General features: G+C 31.0%; 25 protein-coding genes and 2 pseudogenes. 12 read left to right on the top strand and 15 right to left on the bottom strand.

Annotated features, from left to right (window positions below):
• Window positions 1-109: 109 nt before the first annotated feature.
• From QZZ48_RS07620 to QZZ48_RS07655, 9 genes and pseudogenes are all read left to right on the top strand, one after another.
• A pseudogene (locus tag QZZ48_RS07620) lies at window positions 110-1459 on the top strand (phage tail tape measure protein); the annotation flags it as partial.
• Window positions 1459-1818 carry a phage tail protein gene (locus tag QZZ48_RS07625; RefSeq protein ID WP_294963908.1) on the top strand — a complete coding sequence of 120 codons (360 nt, stop codon included), beginning with the start codon at window positions 1459-1461 and terminating at the stop codon, window positions 1816-1818. The pseudogene QZZ48_RS07620 and the gene QZZ48_RS07625, both read left to right, overlap by 1 nt.
• Complete coding sequence (locus QZZ48_RS07630; RefSeq protein ID WP_294963911.1) at window positions 1815-2015, top strand: tail protein X; 201 nt, start codon at window positions 1815-1817, stop codon at window positions 2013-2015. Before QZZ48_RS07625 ends, QZZ48_RS07630 begins: the two co-directional genes overlap by 4 nt.
• Window positions 2006-2947: a hypothetical protein gene (locus QZZ48_RS07635; RefSeq protein WP_294963913.1), complete on the top strand. Its 942-nt coding sequence runs from the start codon at window positions 2006-2008 to the stop codon at window positions 2945-2947. The genes QZZ48_RS07630 and QZZ48_RS07635 overlap by 10 nt, the downstream gene beginning before the upstream one ends.
• A 9-nt stretch (window positions 2948-2956) precedes the next feature.
• Window positions 2957-3151 carry a hypothetical protein gene (locus QZZ48_RS07640; RefSeq protein ID WP_294963916.1) on the top strand — a complete coding sequence of 65 codons (195 nt, stop codon included), beginning with the start codon at window positions 2957-2959 and terminating at the stop codon, window positions 3149-3151.
• Entirely contained in the window at window positions 3151-3534 is a 384-nt protein-coding gene (locus tag QZZ48_RS07645) for a hypothetical protein (RefSeq protein ID WP_294963920.1), read from the top strand. The genes QZZ48_RS07640 and QZZ48_RS07645 overlap by 1 nt, the downstream gene beginning before the upstream one ends.
• Window positions 3518-3712 carry a hypothetical protein gene (locus QZZ48_RS07650; RefSeq protein ID WP_294963923.1) on the top strand — a complete coding sequence of 65 codons (195 nt, stop codon included), beginning with the start codon at window positions 3518-3520 and terminating at the stop codon, window positions 3710-3712. Before QZZ48_RS07645 ends, QZZ48_RS07650 begins: the two co-directional genes overlap by 17 nt.
• A 40-nt stretch (window positions 3713-3752) precedes the next feature.
• The gene (locus QZZ48_RS15805; protein ID WP_366755921.1) at window positions 3753-3902 is read left to right on the top strand and encodes a S24 family peptidase; all 150 of its coding nucleotides are present in this window, start codon (window positions 3753-3755) and stop codon (window positions 3900-3902) included.
• A gap of 184 nt (window positions 3903-4086) precedes the next feature.
• Entirely contained in the window at window positions 4087-4533 is a 447-nt protein-coding gene (locus tag QZZ48_RS07655) for a GGDEF domain-containing protein (protein WP_294963971.1), read from the top strand.
• On the opposite strand, the gene QZZ48_RS07660 is transcribed toward QZZ48_RS07655, so the two are convergent.
• The 9 genes from QZZ48_RS07660 to QZZ48_RS07700 form a co-directional block, all read right to left on the bottom strand.
• Window positions 4530-6176 (bottom strand): inorganic phosphate transporter, encoded by a 1647-nt coding sequence (locus QZZ48_RS07660; protein WP_294963925.1) that lies wholly within the window; start codon window positions 6174-6176, stop codon window positions 4530-4532. The two genes, QZZ48_RS07655 and QZZ48_RS07660, sit on opposite strands and share 4 nt — an antisense overlap.
• 81 nt (window positions 6177-6257) lie before the next feature.
• Window positions 6258-6797: a peptidylprolyl isomerase gene (locus QZZ48_RS07665; RefSeq protein ID WP_294963928.1), complete on the bottom strand. Its 540-nt coding sequence runs from the start codon at window positions 6795-6797 to the stop codon at window positions 6258-6260.
• Complete coding sequence (locus QZZ48_RS07670) at window positions 6790-8316, bottom strand: hypothetical protein (RefSeq protein WP_294963931.1); 1527 nt, start codon at window positions 8314-8316, stop codon at window positions 6790-6792. Before QZZ48_RS07670 ends, QZZ48_RS07665 begins: the two co-directional genes overlap by 8 nt.
• An 18-nt stretch (window positions 8317-8334) precedes the next feature.
• Window positions 8335-8619: an HU family DNA-binding protein gene (locus QZZ48_RS07675; protein WP_294963936.1), complete on the bottom strand. Its 285-nt coding sequence runs from the start codon at window positions 8617-8619 to the stop codon at window positions 8335-8337.
• A gap of 98 nt (window positions 8620-8717) precedes the next feature.
• On the bottom strand, window positions 8718-8951 hold the full coding sequence (locus QZZ48_RS07680; RefSeq protein WP_294963939.1) for a hypothetical protein: 234 nt from the start codon (window positions 8949-8951) through the stop codon (window positions 8718-8720).
• Window positions 8952-9197, bottom strand: a complete 246-nt coding sequence (locus QZZ48_RS07685; RefSeq protein WP_294963942.1) for an XRE family transcriptional regulator — start codon at window positions 9195-9197, stop codon at window positions 8952-8954.
• A 206-nt stretch (window positions 9198-9403) separates the two neighbouring features.
• Window positions 9404-11077 (bottom strand): flagellar assembly protein A, encoded by a 1674-nt coding sequence (locus QZZ48_RS07690; protein ID WP_294963943.1) that lies wholly within the window; start codon window positions 11075-11077, stop codon window positions 9404-9406.
• 16 nt (window positions 11078-11093) lie between these two features.
• Window positions 11094-11774 carry a hypothetical protein gene (locus tag QZZ48_RS07695; RefSeq protein WP_294963946.1) on the bottom strand — a complete coding sequence of 227 codons (681 nt, stop codon included), beginning with the start codon at window positions 11772-11774 and terminating at the stop codon, window positions 11094-11096.
• A 12-nt stretch (window positions 11775-11786) separates the two neighbouring features.
• Complete coding sequence (locus QZZ48_RS07700; protein WP_294963948.1) at window positions 11787-12446, bottom strand: hypothetical protein; 660 nt, start codon at window positions 12444-12446, stop codon at window positions 11787-11789.
• Between the two features lie 109 nt (window positions 12447-12555).
• Here QZZ48_RS07700 and fbaA point away from each other — a divergent pair, with 109 nt between their 5' ends.
• Window positions 12556-13635, top strand: a complete 1080-nt coding sequence (fbaA, locus tag QZZ48_RS07705; RefSeq protein ID WP_294963950.1) for a class II fructose-bisphosphate aldolase — start codon at window positions 12556-12558, stop codon at window positions 13633-13635.
• A 13-nt stretch (window positions 13636-13648) separates the two neighbouring features.
• Here fbaA and QZZ48_RS07710 read toward each other — a convergent pair whose 3' ends face one another.
• Window positions 13649-14032, bottom strand: a complete 384-nt coding sequence (locus QZZ48_RS07710; protein WP_294963953.1) for a hypothetical protein — start codon at window positions 14030-14032, stop codon at window positions 13649-13651.
• 78 nt (window positions 14033-14110) lie between these two features.
• The gene (locus tag QZZ48_RS07715; RefSeq protein ID WP_294963955.1) at window positions 14111-14404 is read right to left on the bottom strand and encodes a transposase; all 294 of its coding nucleotides are present in this window, start codon (window positions 14402-14404) and stop codon (window positions 14111-14113) included.
• A gap of 258 nt (window positions 14405-14662) precedes the next feature.
• On the opposite strand from QZZ48_RS07715, the gene cmoA reads away from it, so the two are divergent.
• Window positions 14663-15370: a carboxy-S-adenosyl-L-methionine synthase CmoA gene (gene cmoA, locus QZZ48_RS07720; RefSeq protein ID WP_294963957.1), complete on the top strand. Its 708-nt coding sequence runs from the start codon at window positions 14663-14665 to the stop codon at window positions 15368-15370.
• Between the two features lie 109 nt (window positions 15371-15479).
• Here the strand turns inward: cmoA and QZZ48_RS07725 are convergent.
• Window positions 15480-16715: pseudogene (locus tag QZZ48_RS07725) on the bottom strand (uracil-xanthine permease family protein).
• Window positions 16716-16826: 111 nt separating this feature from the next.
• On the opposite strand from QZZ48_RS07725, the gene upp reads away from it, so the two are divergent.
• A complete protein-coding gene (upp, locus tag QZZ48_RS07730; protein WP_294963960.1) occupies window positions 16827-17450 on the top strand; it encodes a uracil phosphoribosyltransferase in 624 nt (207 codons plus the stop codon).
• A gap of 28 nt (window positions 17451-17478) precedes the next feature.
• On the opposite strand, the gene QZZ48_RS07735 is transcribed toward upp, so the two are convergent.
• The 3 genes from QZZ48_RS07735 to QZZ48_RS07745 are packed head-to-tail and all read right to left on the bottom strand — an operon-like array spanning window position 17479 to window position 18972.
• Entirely contained in the window at window positions 17479-17784 is a 306-nt protein-coding gene (locus QZZ48_RS07735) for a hypothetical protein (RefSeq protein ID WP_294963962.1), read from the bottom strand.
• 33 nt (window positions 17785-17817) lie between these two features.
• Complete coding sequence (gene nth, locus QZZ48_RS07740) at window positions 17818-18459, bottom strand: endonuclease III (protein WP_294963965.1); 642 nt, start codon at window positions 18457-18459, stop codon at window positions 17818-17820.
• A 30-nt stretch (window positions 18460-18489) separates the two neighbouring features.
• Window positions 18490-18972 (bottom strand): nucleoside 2-deoxyribosyltransferase, encoded by a 483-nt coding sequence (locus tag QZZ48_RS07745; RefSeq protein WP_294963968.1) that lies wholly within the window; start codon window positions 18970-18972, stop codon window positions 18490-18492.
• Between the last annotated feature and the right edge of the window lie 238 nt (window positions 18973-19210).

Below are 19210 nucleotides of genomic sequence, written 5' to 3' on the forward strand. Positions count from 1 at the left end.
TAGAGCTTTTTTATAATCCATTATAGAAATACCTTGGTTTCTTACCAATATACAGAAGTTTGCAAGGGTTTTCAAACCCCCATATTTTTAATTAAGTCAGAAATTAGGACTAACATTTGTTGATGCAAATGGAAAAATGCTTCCAATGGTTCAGATACTAGAGAAAATAAAAAATAAATATGGAGACCTTGAACTTAGTGAAATAGATGAACTTAAAAGTGCATTTGGTTCAGATGATGCTATAAAAATAATTACGGCTCTCTTACCTAAAACTAAAGAGTTACAAAAGGCTCAAGAAGATTTAAAAAAATCTATGTCTAGTAATAAAGCTGAAGAGATGGCTGCGGCAATGAATCAAGGTTATGGCTTTGAGAAGATGGGTAATGCTATGAAATATATGAGCTTTACAATTGGTAAAGTTTTATCTCCAGCTGTAGATGTTTTAGCTACTGGTCTTGGTGGTTTAGCTATGGGTATTAATTGGGTGGATGAAAAAGCTAGTTGGCTTATTCCAACTATAGTGGGTGTTGGTGCTGGAATCATAGGACTTGTAACTATTTTAAAAATAGGAAGCCTTGCAAAGCTTGGTATGTCACTTGCATCTAATATACTTAGAAAATCAATCCTTTTAAATACTGCTGCAAACTACACTAATATGATGAGTTTAAATCGTATAACAATATCGACAGCTTTAGCTAGTGCAAAAACTAAAGTATATGCATTATGGCAAGGTGTAACAGCTACAAAAACTAAACTCGTAACATTAGCTACTAACCTATACGGTAGAGCTTTAATGTTCAGCGGTGTAACTCTTGGAAGCTTAGGTGCAAAACTAAAAGCCTTTAGCATTATTAGCACCTTTGCAACTGCTAAACAATGGTTGTTTAACTTGGCTTTAAATGCAAATCCAATAGGTTTAATGATAACAGGCATTGCGGCACTTGGAGCTGGGGCAGTGTGGCTATATAAAAACTTTGAACCATTTACAAACCTTATAGATGGAATTTGGGAAAATGCTAAAAAGTTCTTTGGATGGATAGGAGATAAACTTAGTTGGGTGGGAGATACCTTTAGTGGTATAGGTAGCTTCTTTGGTGGGGATGATGAAGAAAAAACATCACCATCAAATAACTTAAATTTTAAAGGTGTTAAAAAAGCGGTAGCTCCTATTGCTATAAGTACTATGTTGGCTGCAAATCCTATGAGTATCCCAGAGCATAAATTAAACACTAAAAGTTTAAATATTCCTACTCACAAAGAGATAGCAACTACAAGAGAGAACAACACTCAAACTACACATAATAATAGTTCAAAACTAGCACCTATTACTAATCACTATACGATAAGTGTAACAGTACAAAATCCTAGCTCAAGCATAGATATTACTGAGGCAGTTGAACAGGCTATAAAAAATATAGAAGCTGAAAATAGAGAAAATTCTATGGAGGATATTTACTAATGTTAGCTCAAATTGATGAAGTTGTTTTAGAAGTTGATAGCAATGTAGAAGAGATACTTGAAAAATTTAATTTTAACTTTACAAAGATAAACCGTGTTGGGAATAATCCAACTTATCAAAAGATAAACGGTTGGGAACAAGAGGTAAGTTTTAGTGGACACTTTGTACTTAAGAGTTTAGATGAACTTGAACCCTTAAAGGATGTTGCAAAGTTAGGAAAACCTATTTGGTTTATTCAAAAAGATAGCCATTTTGAAGTGATAATAACAGAGCTTAGTACTAGAAAAAAACTCTTTTTAAAAAGTGGTGCATTTATAAAACAAGGTTTTGATATTACACTAAAGAGGTACTTTAAATGATTGAGTATGTTGTAACAGAGCCTAAAAGATTAGACACTATTGTTTATGAGCATTATAAAACTTTAGATGTGTTTGAAAGTGTTTTAGAAGTTAATGTGCATTTACACAATAAATACATCTTAGAAGTAGGCGATAAAGTTTTACTTCCAACTATAGAAGTTCCTAAGAAAATAGAAGATGGTGCATTATGGGATTAACACCTCTTTTTAGACTTGTTGCAAACGATAAAGATGTAACTAAGCATATAGCTAAGAACTTAAAGAGTATCTCATTTAACGATGAAGATGGTCTCAAGTCCGATAAGATAGATATAAGTGTATATGGAGATTTTAAACGCCCACAATACAAAGATGAGTTAAAACTATATCTGTACTACCAAGAGCAAAGTAAAGAGTTTTACTGTGGTCTATTCATCGTTCAAAACTCTACATGGAACATAGACAGTTCTGTAACAATAAGTGCTACTGCAACTAACTTTAGCAACTCACTCAAAGAACTTAAAAACCGTAGTTTCCAAAAAATGAGTATGACAGATATTGTAACTCAAATTGGATCGGAACAAGAGCTAAAAATTAAGTGTGATTTTTATGATATTTTTTATCCATATAAAGCACAAAGCAATGAGAGTGATATAGCTTTTTTAGGTTGTATGGCTAAAGAATTAAATGCCGTTTATAGTATAAAAAATGAAACTATTATCTTTTTAAGACAAGATGAAAAAAGCACTTTGAAAACTGTAACAATAGATGCTAATAATTGCGATGGCTTAACTATTAAAAACTCTAACAAAACATACTATAAAAGTGCAACTTGTAAATACCAAGATACTAAAGAGAATAAGATTGAAACTATTACAGTTGGAGATGAAAAACCAACCTACCAAATACAAGAAACTTTCACAAATAAAAGCAACTTGGAAGTTCAAGCAAAAGCGAAACTAACACAACTAAATAAAGGTGTTAAATCTGGTAGTTTTAAGATAGATGGTTTTGCTATTTATGCACGAAGTAATCTTAGGTTTTTAAACATAAAACAAGAGGATGATTTCACTTATCATATAGACACTATTTCTCATACATTAGATGATAGTGGTTGGAATATGAGTGTGACATTTTCAAATTCAAATTAAGGAGTAAATATGGATAAAAATCTAAATAGACATAAACATGCTACATGGATTTTAATAATGGTTTTTTGTTTAGCAATAGCTTTAGTTGCTTTGGCTGCTACAGGTAAATTAACGAGTGAATTTAATTTAGCATTAGGAACTTTACTAGCATATGCAGGGAATCATACTTTCCAAAATTATAGAACTAAACCAGAGGAGGTTTAATGTTAGGAATCAAGCAATATATATACATAGCTTTAGCATTAGGTGCATTGGCTTATGTGGGACTTACAAGTTGGCAAATCAATAGCTTAGAGTCAGAAAATGAGAGCCTAAAAAAAGATATTTTAGTAGCAGATGTAAATTACATTGAGTGCGATGAAACTATCCAAGAGCAAAACACAGCTATCCAAAACTTAGCAGTAGATTATAATCAATCTATTTCAGAGTTTGATGACTACAAGAAGCTCCCAGTAAAAATTAAAATCAAAAAAGAGAGAATCATCATATACCGTGATGTCAACATAACAAAGCCAAGAGAGGAGAGAAATTGTGAAGAGTATAAAACTATTGAGTTTAACACTTATATGCTTGATTGGAATAAGTAGTACAGGTTGTAGTACCAAAGAGCGAATAGTCATTAAATATAAAGAAAAAAAAGTACCTGTTAAATGCAGTGTTCCAGCAGTTGATTGTAACAGATTTAAAAACACTTTACAGAGCCAACAAGAAGAGATGATACTTTGTATAAAAGAGTTAAGAACTGCTAGTGAAGTATGTCGCTAAACTGTAAATATTGTAACTTTGAAGTCCAGGACCTTATGTTATCAATACGAGTGATGGCTTATTAGTTAAAAAGATAAAACAAAGAAATAAAAAGATTTATCTTCAAAGTATAAATGATTTATACAATGACATAGAGATAGATGAAATTAAAATCGTTGGAAAAGTAACAGGTGTTTTAACTAAAGTTTAACACCGATTAAACATAGATTTAAGGTGTATTAAAAAAGTCAATAAAATGTATAGAGTATTTAAAACTTTGTATTAAGAATTCCAAAGAGTGTGTTAAAAAAGTCAGTTTTTTAAAAATGTCGTAACTAAGTTAAATAAAGTCTAGTAAAGCCCTAAAATAAGCCACTTAAAAAAATAAGTCTCAAATTTATCTCTATGACATTCTTTACATTACTTTACATATGGTTCAAAGACATAATGATATGTCACTAATACTTTTAGATATTGATTACTTTAAAAAAGTAAATGATGTTTATGGACATAATGCTGGAGATAAAACTCTTGTTCAAGTATCTCATATATTATTAAAAATACTTAGAAATGTGGATGTTGTATGTAGGTGGGGTGGCGAAGAATTTTTAGTTATGTTACCAACTGCAGATTTAGATCATGCGGTCGTTATCGCTGAGAAGCTTAGATATTCTATTGAAGAGTTAGATATAGACACTGTGGGACAAGTCACGGCTAGTTTTGGAGTTTCTCAGGTTAGAGAAGGCGAAGAAATGCAAGATGCTATAAGTAGAGCTGATAAAGCTCTATATCTTGCAAAAGATTATGGTAGAAATTGTGTAAAAAGTGAATCAGAAATCTAGACCATAATCCCTTTAATCATAAAAAATAATAAAGCTGATAGAACTGCTGCAGCTGGAACAGTAACAACCCATGCCGTAATAATTTTCTTAATTGCGTCTCTTTTTACAAACTCAACTTTTTTAGACTTTTTTATACTCTTTTTAGCTGTTTTGATTTGCTTTTCTTCATCTGCTATATATTTATATAGTTCAACTATTCTTTCATAATCTTCTTGAATTTTTGCATCTTTTGCTTCTAATGTTTTAAGTTCAGCAGTATATGCGTGAAGATTTTTTCTCTCATCAATTATAGCTTGCTTATCATCTTCAATGGTTCTTCCAACTTCATTTAGATGCAACCATTCTCTAAGAAAACCTACACCAAATACACCACCAATAGCGATGTGAGTAGAACTTACCGGAAGACCAAGCTGAGAAGCAATAATAACTGTTATAGAGGCAGCCATTGCAATTGAGAATGCTCTTATTTGATCTAGTTCTGTTATCTCACTTCCAACTGTTTTAATAAGTTTTGGTCCATAAAGAGCAAGACCAAGAGCTATACCAAGAGCACCAACACCCATTACCCATAATGGAATAGAAGCTTTAGAAGAGATACCCCCGTTAACTACAGCATCGTTAATTGCGGCTAATGGCCCAATTGCATTTGCAACATCATTTGCTCCGTGAGCAAAACTTAGAAGTGCCGCTGCAAATATAAGAGGGATTGTAAATAGTGTATTTACAGATGCTTTAGTATTTTCAAGTGTAGTAGTGTTTGAAGTAACCTTACTTCTAACAAAAAAGTAAACTATTATGGCTGTAATAAGACCAAAAATTAGTGCAATACTTAGAGTTGGTTTTTTAGTCATCTCGATTGCTACAAGTGGAAGTAAATTTAGAGTCTCAACAACTTGAGGCCATACTTTTTTAAGGCCTTTTAGTGTTATATAAGTAATAAATGCCCATGTCATAATTGCTGCAAATATAGGTACATATTTTTTTGCTGCTCTTACTTTATCATCTTTAAATACAATAGATTTTTTGATAGAAAAAAGAAAAGTTGCTGCGATAATTCCACCAAGAACTGGTGATATTATCCATGAAGCGGCAATCTTTGCCATAGTTGTCCAAGATACGATTGAAAAACCTGCTGCTGCGATACCTGCACCCATAACACCACCAACAATAGAGTGAGTAGTTGAAACAGGGGCACGCATCATAGTAGCAAAGTTAAGCCATAGTGCAGCTGCAAGGAGAGCCGCCATCATAGCCCATATAAAAGGATCTTCATTTCCACCAAAAGCTGAGATGTCAATGATCCCTTTTTTTATAGTATTAACAACTTCTCCACCTGCTATTAGTGCACCAGCCGTCTCAAAAACAGCAGCAATTACAATTGCTGTTGTAAGAGTTAGTGCCTTTGATCCAACTGCTGGACCAACATTATTAGCAACATCATTAGCACCAATATTCATAGCCATATAAGCACCAATAAGTGCAGCAACAGCTAGGAACATATTATTTGAAATTCCACCATTGCTTAAAAAACTAAATGTTAAGACTCCAATCATAAAAAACAGTGCAAACCCTAATCTAGTAAAGTCTGTACCACTCTTTTTTAGCGCCTCTTTTTCAAGTTTATTCATAGTTTGAATTTCCATATATGCCCTCTTGTAATCGTATTGTAATAATTTTTGGAATTATATCTATATTAAGGTTACGAGAATATTACAAAGCCTATCCTATTTAAGATAAGCTTTTATTATTTCTTGACGCTCTATTGGTTTGTCACCACTTCTTTTACCAGATGTAGAAACATTGTTTAACTTCATGATAGTTTTTAATGAAGCATCAGTAATACGGCCAAATATTGTATGCTTTCCATTTAACCATGGAGTCTTAGCTGTAGTTATAAAAAATTGACTTCCATTTGTATGAGGTCCTCTATTTGCCATAGCAAGAATTCCTACTTTGTTAAATGTTTTATCTTTGTATTCATCTTTAAAAGATCTATCCCAAATACTTTCTCCACCTCTACCGCTCTCTGTTGGGTCTCCACCTTGAATCATGAAATCTTTAATTATTCTATGGAAAGCAACTCCATTGTAATATTCATTTTTTACATGAGTAGTGAAATTTTCTACAGTTAATGGTGCTACATCTTTGTAAAGAACAAGTTCTATATTTCCTTGAGTTGTTTCTAGAACAACATGAGGGTTGTTTTCCTCAGCTTGTAAATTTATTGTGATTAACAATAAAAGTGTTACTAATGTTTTAAACATTTTTTTCCTTTAAAATTTCTATATTTTCGCTGCTTTGCTCGTAGATTACATAAGCTGTGTTCTCTGCTAAGTTTAGTGCATACTCTACCTCATTTAGTGAAGCTTCGCCAACATCTAAAAGTATTACATACTCACAACTCATTGAACTTATCTCTGCATATGAACATAATCGTATATTATCTAAATCTTGGTTTATTAAATTTTTAGAACCATCTATTAAAACTGCTTTTTGGGAAATAAAAAATTCCAAATCTACACTTAAATTTCTTTTGCTTAAGTTATTTCCTACAACTAGAATATCATTAGATTTATTTTCTTCAAGTAACTTTGAAATTGTCTGCATAGTTTTAGCATGTTGATTCGATTGTTTAAAAATAACTTCTAATTTTTTCTTTTTGAAGTTTTCTTCAAATCGAAAGTTTGCATCTTCATCATCATGTTCATTAACTAAAAGTAAAGAAGATTTTTTTTGTATATGTATTAAGTAATCAATAAACTCTAAAGATACAAGGTTAGAATCATCGCAAATTATTAAATCAGCGATATCAAGATTCTTTTTCATAAGTTTATTATCTATGTGAAGAATGACTACTAACTGGGGTTTATTTAATTTTTCAAGATGCTTATTTACCAGAGCTATAGGAGTTATTATTTCTATAGAGGTTAAATCAACTTCAATAATTGCGTATTCTATGATATTTAATAGTTTTTGCTTTAATAAATCACAAGCTAAAATAGTTGGTTCTACTATAATAATTTTAATTTCTGGGTTTCTAAGATTCTCTAGTATTGCTTTTAAAAGAATGGAGCTAGTTTTTCCTGAATAGGCACTTGCACTTAATGTTTGTATTCCTTCAATCTTTGAATCTATAAATTCCATTTGAGCGCTGCTTGCTAAATGCATATTACCGTTCTTAGAAAAAATAAGATACTGAACAAGTAAATTACCCATTATCTGTGCTTCATCTGTTATCTCAGAATCAGTTACAGGACTTTCATTGAGTTTATTTAGTATATCAGACTCTACAGAGTTACTAAAGATAATTTTTTGGTATGGAAGTAGTTCTTTAAAAGATTCATCAAGATATTGATACTCTTCACTGTTTAGATTTTCCATAAGTAGGTAGTTATAAATAGGAACTCCATCATTATGAATTAGTTCATTAAATTTTTGTTTTATAAAATCATGTGTTTTTTCATATGCAAGACCTTTGTTACTTGAGTCTTGATTAGTTGCTTTTGATACAGTTGCATTTTTTAAATCATCATAAGACCACTCTTTATATTCAAAGAGATAAATTCCACGTGTGGGGTCTATAATTAAAAGAGGTATACAAAAGCTTTGAGTATGGTGATATATAGTTATATTTTCGTAGATGCTAAGATTGTTATTATTACTAACTTCTTTTAGTTTTTTAATTAATATTGTGTCTGGAAGTTTGAGAGATTTTAGTTTTTTTTTAAATAGAGATAGGAATGAAGATATATTCATAAAAGATAAAAGTTCATTGCTTTGCAAGCAATGAACTTTTGGAAATTATTTACCAGCTGCAACACGGTCTTTAAGGCCTTTACCAGCTTTAAATTTAGGAACCATTTTGTCCTGAGTAGTGTAAGTCTTATCTGTACCTGGAACTTTACCACTTTTACCTTTTTGAAGGTTTGCTGCAAAACTACCAAAACCTACTAAAGAAACATCTTCTTTTTTTACTAAAGCTTCTGTTACTGCTTCAGTAAATGCTTTAATTGCAGCTTCCGCTTCAACTTTAGTTTTGTACTCACCATGTGCTTGTACTAATTCAACGAATTGAGCTTTATTCATATATTTACCCTTGGATTCATAAAGATTTCCGAAATTATTAAGCACAAGCACCAGAAAGCCTTAATGCAAAAATAATTCAGCTATGGATACTTTATAGTTTATTTGCTTAAATTTTTCTTCTTTTTTATGAAAAGAGTAATAAATTGCGATAATTTTGACTCTTTTAGTCCTATTTTAGCCATTTTCAAGAACCTAGATGTGTTGAGACTAATATTTTTAGACAAGATTAAAGATGAAAATTCTTTAAATTTTGAGTACTTAGTACTATTATTTCCAATAGATAAAAATATATCTTCTAAGCCATCCCTCTCTTGTTTTGTCAATGCACTCATTTACAATACCTCTTCAAGTTTATTGATTTTTCTAACTGCTCTAATAATCTCATCATCATCCAACTTGCCTAACATTTTCATTACAACAGAAGCAGCCTGAGGTTTAGCTCTGCCTAACTTCCAGTCCTGATATGTACGCATAGAAGTCCCAAGTGAATTGGCCATATCTTTAAGAGATATTTTTTTTCCATTGTTTTGTGATTCTAGTGAGTTATGAAGAATATTAAAAAGATCATCAATTTGCATAAATAGAAGTATACGGATAATATACTTAAATATATATTTAATTTCGTTATATATGTTATATATATACTATTATAGACGTTATAATATATTTATAGCACTGTAATAAGTATATATATTATTTTAATGGGATACAATATACGGAAAACCGTGTGTTGTATATATTAAAATAGTTTTTAAAGAAAACTATTTAATTTTTTTGTTTGTTATTAAAGAAAGATTGTTTTTTTTACAGGTTGTAGGGTGATTTTTTCTTCAGTTATATCTAAAAAGAAAGGTTTGTAGCTATGAGCTTCTGTTTTATATATTATCTCTTCATCATTTTCAAGGGTAAAAATAATACTATTTAAGCCTCTCAATGGTTTTTGTATACTTATAGTTGCTTTTGATGTGGAATCTTTTATCTCTTGTACTTCATCTTTAAATTTTTTGATTTGATCTTGTAAAGTTCTTACTAAAGCAATATTATGTCTCTTTGCTTCTTCGAGGGATAATTTTAATTCTTCTATATCTTCTATGATTAGATCTATTCTTGATTTTATAATAGGTATATCTTTATAGTTTATTTTAAAGATATTATCTTCACCACTAACAAGAGTGATACTAATAGATTTTGAAGCATAAACTTTTAAGTTACTCTTTACATGGCCAATTTTTACATTCTGTGCATATATTACTCCACCAAGACAAGCTTCTATCTCAACGTTTGTTGCATGAACAGTACCACCTTCAAGAAGTGCTATTTTGGCTTCATGGCATCTTAGTGTGCCCTTATGTCTATTTATCATGGCTATTCTTGCAAATTGTGTAGAGTCTTGATGAGTAGCACCATCAATTTGCATATTTACAGCTTCTAGGATACTGTTAGCACCAATATGACCATTAACATGGATAGTTTCACTTGTTAGCTCAACTCCCTCTCCAATACTATCTTTAGTCGTGTCATTTTGAGAAATGTGAACTTCTATATTATTTGCTTCTTCTTTTGCTAAAGAGTCTTCAACTCTAGATAATTTAGCCATTTTTACTTTATTATCAACACTAAGCTTTACATTAGAAAATTGCACGAAGCCTTTAAGCTTACTTTTGTAGAGTTTTTTATCATCATTTTCTTCTATATATACACTATCATTATCTACAACGGTTTGAAGGTCATCTGCATTATTAGTGTAATCCGTGTCTAGTAGTTTGCCGTGAGAGTCAAAACCACTTTTCCCATATTTTGGTTTTTTATATTCAACAAGAACTTCATCTTTTTCAACTTCTATTATTAAATGTTTTTGTTGTGACTCTTTATGCTTAAACCAGAGTATAAGTTTACCAGCACTATTTATTACAGGTTCAATCCCTTCAAAGAGAGGAATCCGAACTTTTTTGACGAATTTTCCTTCATAAAGATATTTTGTAAAAGCTTTTAGGTTTTTAACCATTTTATCATCATATATATTTATTAAAATTCCATTTTTAGCTTTTATTTTGTTTATTTCTTGAAGAAGAAGTATATACATCTCTTTTGGTTTATGTACTTTATATAGTATATGAGAATCTGGATGTAAGATTAGTTTTGGTGTACAATGATATTCTCCCATTTCTAGAGAGTAGCTTAGTTTTATCCCCATATTTGTTGGTTTCATAGCCATGATTGTATAAATCTGCTGGAACTCAACATGTTGGTTTATAATGTCTTTTTCTTCTTTATAGTGCTCTTTTATATTTTCATTAAATAACTTGAAACTATCATCGGAATTTGTTTTTATATATGTAGCAGTTTTTTTAATTTCAAAGTCACACTCATTAAGAGGTGTGAAATTCTCAGTAGCATAGGTAACCATTGCTTTCTTGATATTTTTAGTTTTAATAATAGTATTTATTATTTCACTCATTAGTTACCTTATTATCTTAATACGAAAGTAAATCACTGTAATCGTACTTTGAAAAGTCTAAATATAGTTTACCATCTTTTTGAACGACTCTTATATCGTTGTCGTAGACTGATAAAAATCTTCGTTTAATGACTTTTCTCTGATAAGACTTTAGATTTAATGTTTTAAGATGATCTTTTAACTCAACAATACTCTGTTCTACTACAGGTTCAACCTCTGGTTTAACAGCTAAAGTGTTTTCTTCTTGTTCAACAGTTTCTACCTCGTGAATAGTTGAACCTTGATGTTCAATCATCATCTTAGTATTTACTAATTCTAAAATATTTTTTAGTTGTTCATCTTTTTTAGTATATAACTGCTCAATTTTATCACGTTCATCACGAAGCATTTGTTCTTTGTCGTTTATAAGTTTATCTATCTTATTTTCAAGCTGGATGATTTTTTCTTTTAGTTGAGTGTTTTCTCTTTGGTATAGGGCTATAACAGTTGCAACTGTTGTTTTAGGTCTAGCTATTGCTTTTTTTTCTTGTGTAACTTCAACTTTTTTCTTTTCTACAGGAGAAGGAATATCATCAACTTGTATGTATGTCACAGAGTCATCAATAATGTAGTTTAATTTTTTTGCTCTTAGTCTTGAGTTAATCATCTCTTTTGACATTTTAAACTGTTTTGAATATTCGTCTATTGTTAATTGCATTTTTAGTCCCTTTTATCTTCTAAGAATTGAGTTGAGATTTGTATTTGGCGGGTTAATTATACCAGCCTTTCGTAGCCACACTAGGCGACCCTCTTTTTTCTTTGCATGTTTATCTTCAAAAGTATATGGAGATGAGTATTTAAATTCTCTCTCCATTAACAAAGTATTGAAAATTTTATATTTGTTTAAAAAAGTTTTTAAACTTTCATAAGCTGTATCTGAAACCATTATGGTAGATATTGTGTAGCCTTTTATTTGAACAAAACGTGCACAGTCGTTTAATCCATCACCGATATAGTTCTTATGTCCTAAAATATCAATAAATTGATATACTTTACCTGTGTGCACCGCAATTTTAAGACCTTCAAAATATGAATATTTTTTAGCAATAAGTTCTGAAATATAGCTAAAGTTAAGCCCAAGTATTGTTCCATATCCTCTTAGTTTAGGATTTAAAATACAGTAAAAACCATCTCCTGTGGATATATAACCAAGGATAAGATCATTAAGTGACATATTGGATTTATTAATCATTTTCTCAATTACTTTTGTATAGCTTTTAGTTAAAAAATTGATGATTTCCAATTGCTGTTCTGCCTCAAGTTTAGAAAAATTGATGATATCTATGAGGACTATATCTGTAGTCCATGCGTTTTTATTATTAGTAGACATTTTAACTCTAGTTTTTAACCATTTTAACATAAAAAGTTTACAAAAAAGTTATATTGAATAAAGCTTATAATATAATCATATCAATAATAAAAAAAAATTAGGAAGATTAATGAGCAACGGCATATTAGATTTAGTAAAACCAGGTGTCCTTTTTGGAGATGACGTACAAAAAGTTTACAACATGGCGAAGGAAGTGGGGTTCGCTATTCCAGCTGTAAATGTTGTGTCAAATGATTCTATAAATGCAGTATTAGAAGCAGCAGCAAAAGTAAAATCTCCAGTAATTATTCAGTTTAGTAATGGTGGGGCTTCATACTTCGCTGGTAAAGGTTTAAGTAATGAGAATGAAAAAGCTGCAATAGTTGGGGCAATTGCAGGTGCTAAGTATGTTCACATGATGGCTGAAGCTTATGGTATTCCTGTAATTCTTCACACTGACCACGCCGCTAAAAAACTTCTTCCTTGGATAGATGCTCTTTTAGATGCAGGAGAAAAGCACTTTAAACATACAGGTCGTGCATTATATTCTTCACATATGTTAGATTTATCAGAAGAGCCTTTAGAAGAAAATATCTCTACTTGTAAAGCATATCTAGAGCGTATGTCTAAGATAGGAATGAGTATAGAGATAGAACTTGGTGTAACTGGTGGAGAAGAAGATGGTGTTGATAATACAAACATCGATAATGCACTTTTATATACTCAGCCAGAAGAAGTTGCTTACGCATACGAAGAGTTAAGTCAAGTATCTCCTGATTTTACTATCGCTGCTTCTTTTGGAAATGTTCATGGTGTATATAAGCCAGGTAACGTTGTATTGACTCCAAAAATTTTAAATAATTCTCAAAAATTTATTCAAGAAAAATTTGGCACATCTGCTAAACCTGTAAATTTTGTTTTTCATGGTGGCTCAGGTTCAGCTCCTGAAGAAATTACAGAAGCTATAAGTTATGGTGTTATCAAAATGAATATTGACACAGATACTCAGTGGGCTACTTGGATTGGAACAAAATCATATGTTGAAAAAAACATTGATTATTTACAAGCTCAGATTGGTAACCCAGAGGGTGACGAAAAACCAAATAAAAAATACTATGATCCTAGAAAATGGTTAAGAGCAGGTCAAATTACTTTAGTTGATCGTGTAGAAGAAGCATTTTCTGATTTAAATGGACTAAATAGAAACTAGTATTTAAAGGCTTTTAAGCCTTTAAATCATGATATATATCTTTTATACAGCTAGTATGAGAGTTTTCTAAATGATAGTGATTTAGTAACTGATTTAGTCTGTTTTGATTAAACCTCCAAAACCTTTCTTTGTTAAATGTACCATCATCTTGTACTCTCATAAAGAGCTCACTGTGACTTAACTCTCCATCACTTTCTTTTATTACCTTAAGTATTACCTTTAATAGATCTTCTTGTGACTCTTTAGTAGTATCATCATCTTTTAGTACTTTGTTAGGTAAAAAAGCATAAATCTTCCAGATACTAACTGTTAATAGTATTATAAAAAATATCAACATCCACGTCGAAGTGCTTATTTGCATACGTATCTCTTTTCTTATTTTTTGAATTGATAACATTTTAGAATTCTTTATCTTAGTCAATACTTTTTAAGTATTTTATAGAGAAAATTAGTTTTTATGTGTGAGAAAGTAACACTAAATTAAATTATTTGTGCATAAAATGGACTTAATTAAAATATATCTTATTTTTTGACTATCTAAGAACTTTTGCAGTTCTATCATGTAAGTTGAAGTTGCTTCAACACCTATTCTAAAACCAACTAAATGATTTATTGAATTAAAGTATGAGAGAAGTTGAGAAAAACCATCATCATTGTTTGAGTAGGTTTCGTATATGCAGTTTGAAAAATCGCCATCGTAGATACAAATATCAAATTTATTTTTTGCCATATCAATACCAACATATGTAATGGATGCGTTAGCTTTCATTATTAATTCCTTGTTTTTCTTTTACTTTTCTCATATCCAGACTCTATGGTCTATTATTCTTTCCAGTATTATGTGAAAACAGTCTATTCTAAAATGCAGTCTCAAAGGACTTAGCTAAAATTCAGACTTAAAGAATATTTTAAGCTAAAAAGAACAGAAAAGGTTAAAAAATGACAAATTGAGGGATATAAGTCAAAATGTCAAGACCTTTACAAGTCCTTAATTGTTTATGTGTAATATATGAGCTAAAATACGATTATGAATGATAAAGTATTTACAAAACCAATAGAAAAACAATTTGAATTTGATGAAGAAGTTGCTGCAGTTTTTGACGATATGTTAGAGAGGAGTGTACCTTTTTACAAAGAGTCTCAAAAGATTACAGAGTTCTTTGCACTTAAGAACTTAAAAGATGGTTCTATCCTTTATGACTTAGGCTCATCAACAGCATCTCTTCTTATTAATATAAGTAGAAAACTAGAAGTAGATGCAAGGCTTGTTGGATTAGATAACTCAGATGCAATGCTAGAACAAGCTAGAAAAAAGTGTTTAGCACTTGGTGCTACCATTGAGCTTGAAAATGCTGATATACTAGAATATGCTTATGAAGAAGCAAATGTTTTTGTTAGTAATTACACTCTTCAGTTTATCCGACCTTTGGTTCGTGAAGAACTTGTAAAAAAGATAGCTGATTCACTTAAAAAAGAGGGTATATTTATCTTTAGTGAAAAGGTTATAAGTCATCACTCAAAGTTAAATAAAGATCTTATAGAGTGTTATTATGACTTTAAAAAAGAGCAGGGTTATTCTGCATATGAAATAATGCAAAAGAGAGAAGCTTTAGAGAATGTTTTAGTTCCATATAGTGAAGATGAGAATATTAAAATGGCGAAGAACTGTGGTTTCTCACACTGTGAAGTAGTTTTTCGTTGGGCAAATTTCGCCACTTTTATTGCAGTAAAATAAAAATTACTTCATATTTCTGCGTTAGTTTTTCTCTGTTGGCTTTAGCCAAACATCGAAAAACTGCCTTGAACTATTTTGTACTTTCTATTTTACTAACGAGCAAAAATTACTAAGCTCTTGGTTGTGGTAGAACCAGATTTAAAAATATTCCTGTTATCGCACCAAGACCTATTCCACTAAATGCAACTCCACCAAAGTTAAATGTCATTCCTCCGATAGAAAATACTAAAATCATAGAAACGATAATCATATTTCTAGTACATCCCAAGTCGACTTTTTCTTTTATAAGAGTTCCCATACCTATAGATGCAATGATACCAAATAGTAAAAGCATAATTCCACCCATAACAGGAGTTGGAATTGTAGATAGAATAGCACCAAGTTTTCCAACAAATGCTAAGATAATTGCTGCTATTGCTGCCCATGTCATAATTGCAGGATTGAAAGCTTTAGTTATTGTAACTGCACCTGTAACTTCTGAGTAAGTTGTATTTGGTGGACCACCAAATAAAGATGCAACAGAAGTAGCTATTCCATCACCAAGTAGTGTGTTTTTTAAACCTGGCTTTTTTAGATAATCTTCTTTTGTAACATTCGAGATTGCAAGCATATCTCCAATATGTTCAACAGCTGGAGCAATTGCAATAGGCAAAATATATAAAATAGCTTCCCACTTAAATACAGGCGCAGTAAAGTTTGGAATTGCGAACCATGCAGCTTTTCCTACTGCTGAGAAATCAACTATTCCAAAGTAAAGTGAAGCTGCATAACCAGCAATTATTCCACCTAATATAGGAACCAGTTTAAAAAAACCTTTTCCTAAAAGTGAAAACAGAAGAGTAACTCCAAGTGCAATCATAGAGATAACCATAGCACTCTCTACAGGAACTAAGACAAAGCTTCAATCTCCAGTTTTTCCCATAGCAAGGTTTACTGCAACAGGAGAGAGTATAAGACCTATAGACATAATAACTGGTCCAACTACTACAGCAGGTAAAAGTTTATGTAAAAAATCACTTCCCTTAAATCTAATAATAAAACTTAAAAGTATATATAAAAGGCCAGATGCAACAAGACCAGACATAGTCGCAGCAATACCCCAAGTTTTTACACCATAAGATATAGGAACTATAAAAGCGAATGAAGATGCAAGGAAAATAGGAGGAATGTTTTCTCTATTTATAAACTGAAAAATTAGAGTTCCTAGTCCTGCTGTGAAGAGAGCAACACTAGAATCTAGTCCTGTTAAAATAGGAACTAAAATTAAAGCTCCAAAAGCAACAAATAAAAACTGTATACCGATAATCGAGTCTTTTAGTCGAAAGTTGTAAGTAGTGGGTTTCATACGGCCTCTTTAAAATTAAGTTTAGCATTTTAACTTAAATTATATAAAGAACATGGAAGTATTTAGAAAAAGTAGTGTAAACTTTGCTAATAAAAAAATTTAGGATTATGCATGTATAAAGAAAGCACAAATGTCGTTGTAAAGCATCTTGTAAATAGATTAAGAGATGTTAGAACTGCATCTAGTGAGTTTAGAACGACAATTGAAGAAATATCAAGAATTATTGCTTCAGAAGCATTAGCGGACTTCCAAACAGTTTCTCAAAACATAAATACATGGCAAGGTTCAATGGACGTTGATGTAATTGAAGTTCAGAAATTGGTTCTTATCCCAATATTAAGAGCTGGAGAACCGATGTTAACTGGAATACTAAAAACTCTTCCATATGCTAGAAGTGGATTTTTAGCTATGAAAAGAGATGAAGAGACTGCAAAAAGCATACTCTTTTATGAAAACATTCCAAACTTAGATGGTAAAACAGTTCTTCTTCTTGATCCAATGGTTGCTACTGGTGGTTCACTAATAGATGCAATCACTTACTTGAAAAACAATGGTGCTAAAAAAATCATTAGTTTAAATGTACTCGGTTCACCATTTGGTGTAGATAAAGTTCAAGAAGCTCATCCAGATGTTGATATTTTTATAGCTCAAATTGATGAAAGACTTGATGAGAATAACTATATAAGACCTGGTCTTGGAGATGCAGGAGACAGAGCTTTTAATACAGAGAAATAAGATGCAACTCTAGTTGCATCTCGACATTTTATTTTTGAACTTCTTCTTTTATAGGTTTTTCTACCGGTTTTTTCGGTTCTTCTTTTACAGGTTCTTTTTTTGGCTCTAGATTATTAGCTAACATGTCATCTATAGCTTTATTTAAAAAATTATTGTTAGTATTTATATTCTTATAGTAAATCTTAGCTTTATCTTCTTCACATTCGTTGTGATAAAAACCTTGAAAATCATAATATTCTTTACAGTTAGAGTAGTATTTTTTTTCTATAGCGTTTGCATTTATGCATCCTAAGGAAATCATGGTTGCTGTTATAAGTAATAGTGTTTTAGTCATACATAGATGCAAGCATTTGTTATACCACTATACTTAAACTTTGAAAGTTTCTTTTGTTTTACAAAATTCTGTTAAAAAACACTCTTCACATTTTGGATTTTTAGCTGTACAAATATACCGACCAAACAAAACCATTCCTTGATGAAGAGCATGAAGATTGTTTTTAAACTTTCTAACTAGTGTAGCTTCTGTTTTAATAGCTGTTTTATCATCACTAAGCCCAAGTCTATGAGAGACTCTAAAAACGTGAGTGTCGACTGCCATAAGATTGGCTCCGGTGTATTCTATCATTACAACATTTGCTGTTTTTTGTCCTACTCCACCAAGAGTCATTAACTCTTTTTCATCCATGGGTATTTCACCATCATATACTTCAACAACTCTTTGTGCCATAGCAATAATATTTTTGGCTTTATTGTTAAAAAATGAACAAGAGTTTATAAGTGCTTTTACATCATTTATATCTGCAACTGATAACTCATTTGGACTAGGATATGCCTCAAATAATTTTGGAGTAATTATATTTACTCTTTTATCCGTACATTGAGCAGAAAGTGCAACTGCAACAACAAGCTCATAAGCATTTTTATACGCCAACTCAGTAACTGCATCGCTATATCTATCTATAAAATGTTGGTGTATTTCTACAATCTCTTTTTTTGTTGCTTTTTTCATAATGTTATTTTATCAAATATTATTATATTTTTATATAAGTTTCAATGCGTCTTCAAATCCACCAGCAACTATTTCAGCTGAACAAGCTATCATCAAGTTTATTGGATACTCAAAGTCTTCAATAACTTTACCATCTTCATCCACATAAAGTCCATCAGAGAGTTTAGTAACCTTATTAAAACTATCTATGTAAGGAGAAGTGTTGTCCATGTAAGCGTATACTTTTTTTCCTAAGGCACTTGCAAAACCACATTCCCAAACTGTTCCACTATCTGCTTCTTTTCCTCTAAAAGTATTTAAGTTAGCAATCACGATATCTGCATCTTTGATTAGTTCTACATTAGCGTGAAATATATCCTGAGCTATTTTTTGTTTTGCCTGATTAAAATCAACTATATTATCAAGTGGATATAAACCCACATGTCCATAGACCTCACACAGCTTAGAGTACTTTTTTCCTATCTCTATGTAGTCTTGCTCAAAAACATCTGGACCTGCTATATATATTTTCATGTTTACCTCAAATATTTTAATCTTTCATGAGAAATTATTCTTTACAATTTCTTGAATTTTTTCTATTTCATTATTTTCCATTTGTGGAAAGTTTTTGCTTTTTTTACTTTTGGAAAGTATTCCATTGTTCTGTAATATAAAAGCGCCAATTCTAAAATCAAGTGCAATTTTTTGAAAGTAAGTTGAAAGATAGGATTAATCGATAATCTGCTAATCTTATTCGACCAAAAACAAAGAA

The sequence above is a fragment of the Sulfurimonas sp. genome (assembly GCF_016744025.1).
GTDB lineage: Bacteria > Campylobacterota > Campylobacteria > Campylobacterales > Sulfurimonadaceae > Sulfurimonas.

Excerpts from the sequence above, each read along its gene's own strand:
- QZZ48_RS07625 (WP_294963908.1), top strand. The coding sequence starts at position 1,459 with ATGTTAGCTCAAATTGATGAAGTTGTTTTAGAAGTTGATAGCAATGTA.
- QZZ48_RS07630 (WP_294963911.1), top strand. The coding sequence starts at position 1,815 with ATGATTGAGTATGTTGTAACAGAGCCTAAAAGATTAGACACTATTGTT.
- QZZ48_RS07635 (WP_294963913.1), top strand. The coding sequence starts at position 2,006 with ATGGGATTAACACCTCTTTTTAGACTTGTTGCAAACGATAAAGATGTA.
- QZZ48_RS07640 (WP_294963916.1), top strand. The coding sequence starts at position 2,957 with ATGGATAAAAATCTAAATAGACATAAACATGCTACATGGATTTTAATA.
- QZZ48_RS07645 (WP_294963920.1), top strand. The coding sequence starts at position 3,151 with ATGTTAGGAATCAAGCAATATATATACATAGCTTTAGCATTAGGTGCA.
- QZZ48_RS07660 (WP_294963925.1), bottom strand. The coding sequence starts at position 6,176 with ATGGAAATTCAAACTATGAATAAACTTGAAAAAGAGGCGCTAAAAAAG.
- QZZ48_RS07665 (WP_294963928.1), bottom strand. The coding sequence starts at position 6,797 with ATGTTTAAAACATTAGTAACACTTTTATTGTTAATCACAATAAATTTA.
- QZZ48_RS07675 (WP_294963936.1), bottom strand. The coding sequence starts at position 8,619 with ATGAATAAAGCTCAATTCGTTGAATTAGTACAAGCACATGGTGAGTAC.
- QZZ48_RS07680 (WP_294963939.1), bottom strand. The coding sequence starts at position 8,951 with ATGAGTGCATTGACAAAACAAGAGAGGGATGGCTTAGAAGATATATTT.
- QZZ48_RS07685 (WP_294963942.1), bottom strand. The coding sequence starts at position 9,197 with ATGCAAATTGATGATCTTTTTAATATTCTTCATAACTCACTAGAATCA.
- QZZ48_RS07690 (WP_294963943.1), bottom strand. The coding sequence starts at position 11,077 with ATGAGTGAAATAATAAATACTATTATTAAAACTAAAAATATCAAGAAA.
- QZZ48_RS07695 (WP_294963946.1), bottom strand. The coding sequence starts at position 11,774 with ATGCAATTAACAATAGACGAATATTCAAAACAGTTTAAAATGTCAAAA.
- QZZ48_RS07700 (WP_294963948.1), bottom strand. The coding sequence starts at position 12,446 with ATGTCTACTAATAATAAAAACGCATGGACTACAGATATAGTCCTCATA.
- fbaA (WP_294963950.1), top strand. The coding sequence starts at position 12,556 with ATGAGCAACGGCATATTAGATTTAGTAAAACCAGGTGTCCTTTTTGGA.
- QZZ48_RS07710 (WP_294963953.1), bottom strand. The coding sequence starts at position 14,032 with ATGTTATCAATTCAAAAAATAAGAAAAGAGATACGTATGCAAATAAGC.
- QZZ48_RS07715 (WP_294963955.1), bottom strand. The coding sequence starts at position 14,404 with ATGAAAGCTAACGCATCCATTACATATGTTGGTATTGATATGGCAAAA.
- cmoA (WP_294963957.1), top strand. The coding sequence starts at position 14,663 with ATGAATGATAAAGTATTTACAAAACCAATAGAAAAACAATTTGAATTT.
- upp (WP_294963960.1), top strand. The coding sequence starts at position 16,827 with ATGTATAAAGAAAGCACAAATGTCGTTGTAAAGCATCTTGTAAATAGA.
- QZZ48_RS07735 (WP_294963962.1), bottom strand. The coding sequence starts at position 17,784 with ATGACTAAAACACTATTACTTATAACAGCAACCATGATTTCCTTAGGA.
- nth (WP_294963965.1), bottom strand. The coding sequence starts at position 18,459 with ATGAAAAAAGCAACAAAAAAAGAGATTGTAGAAATACACCAACATTTT.
- QZZ48_RS07745 (WP_294963968.1), bottom strand. The coding sequence starts at position 18,972 with ATGAAAATATATATAGCAGGTCCAGATGTTTTTGAGCAAGACTACATA.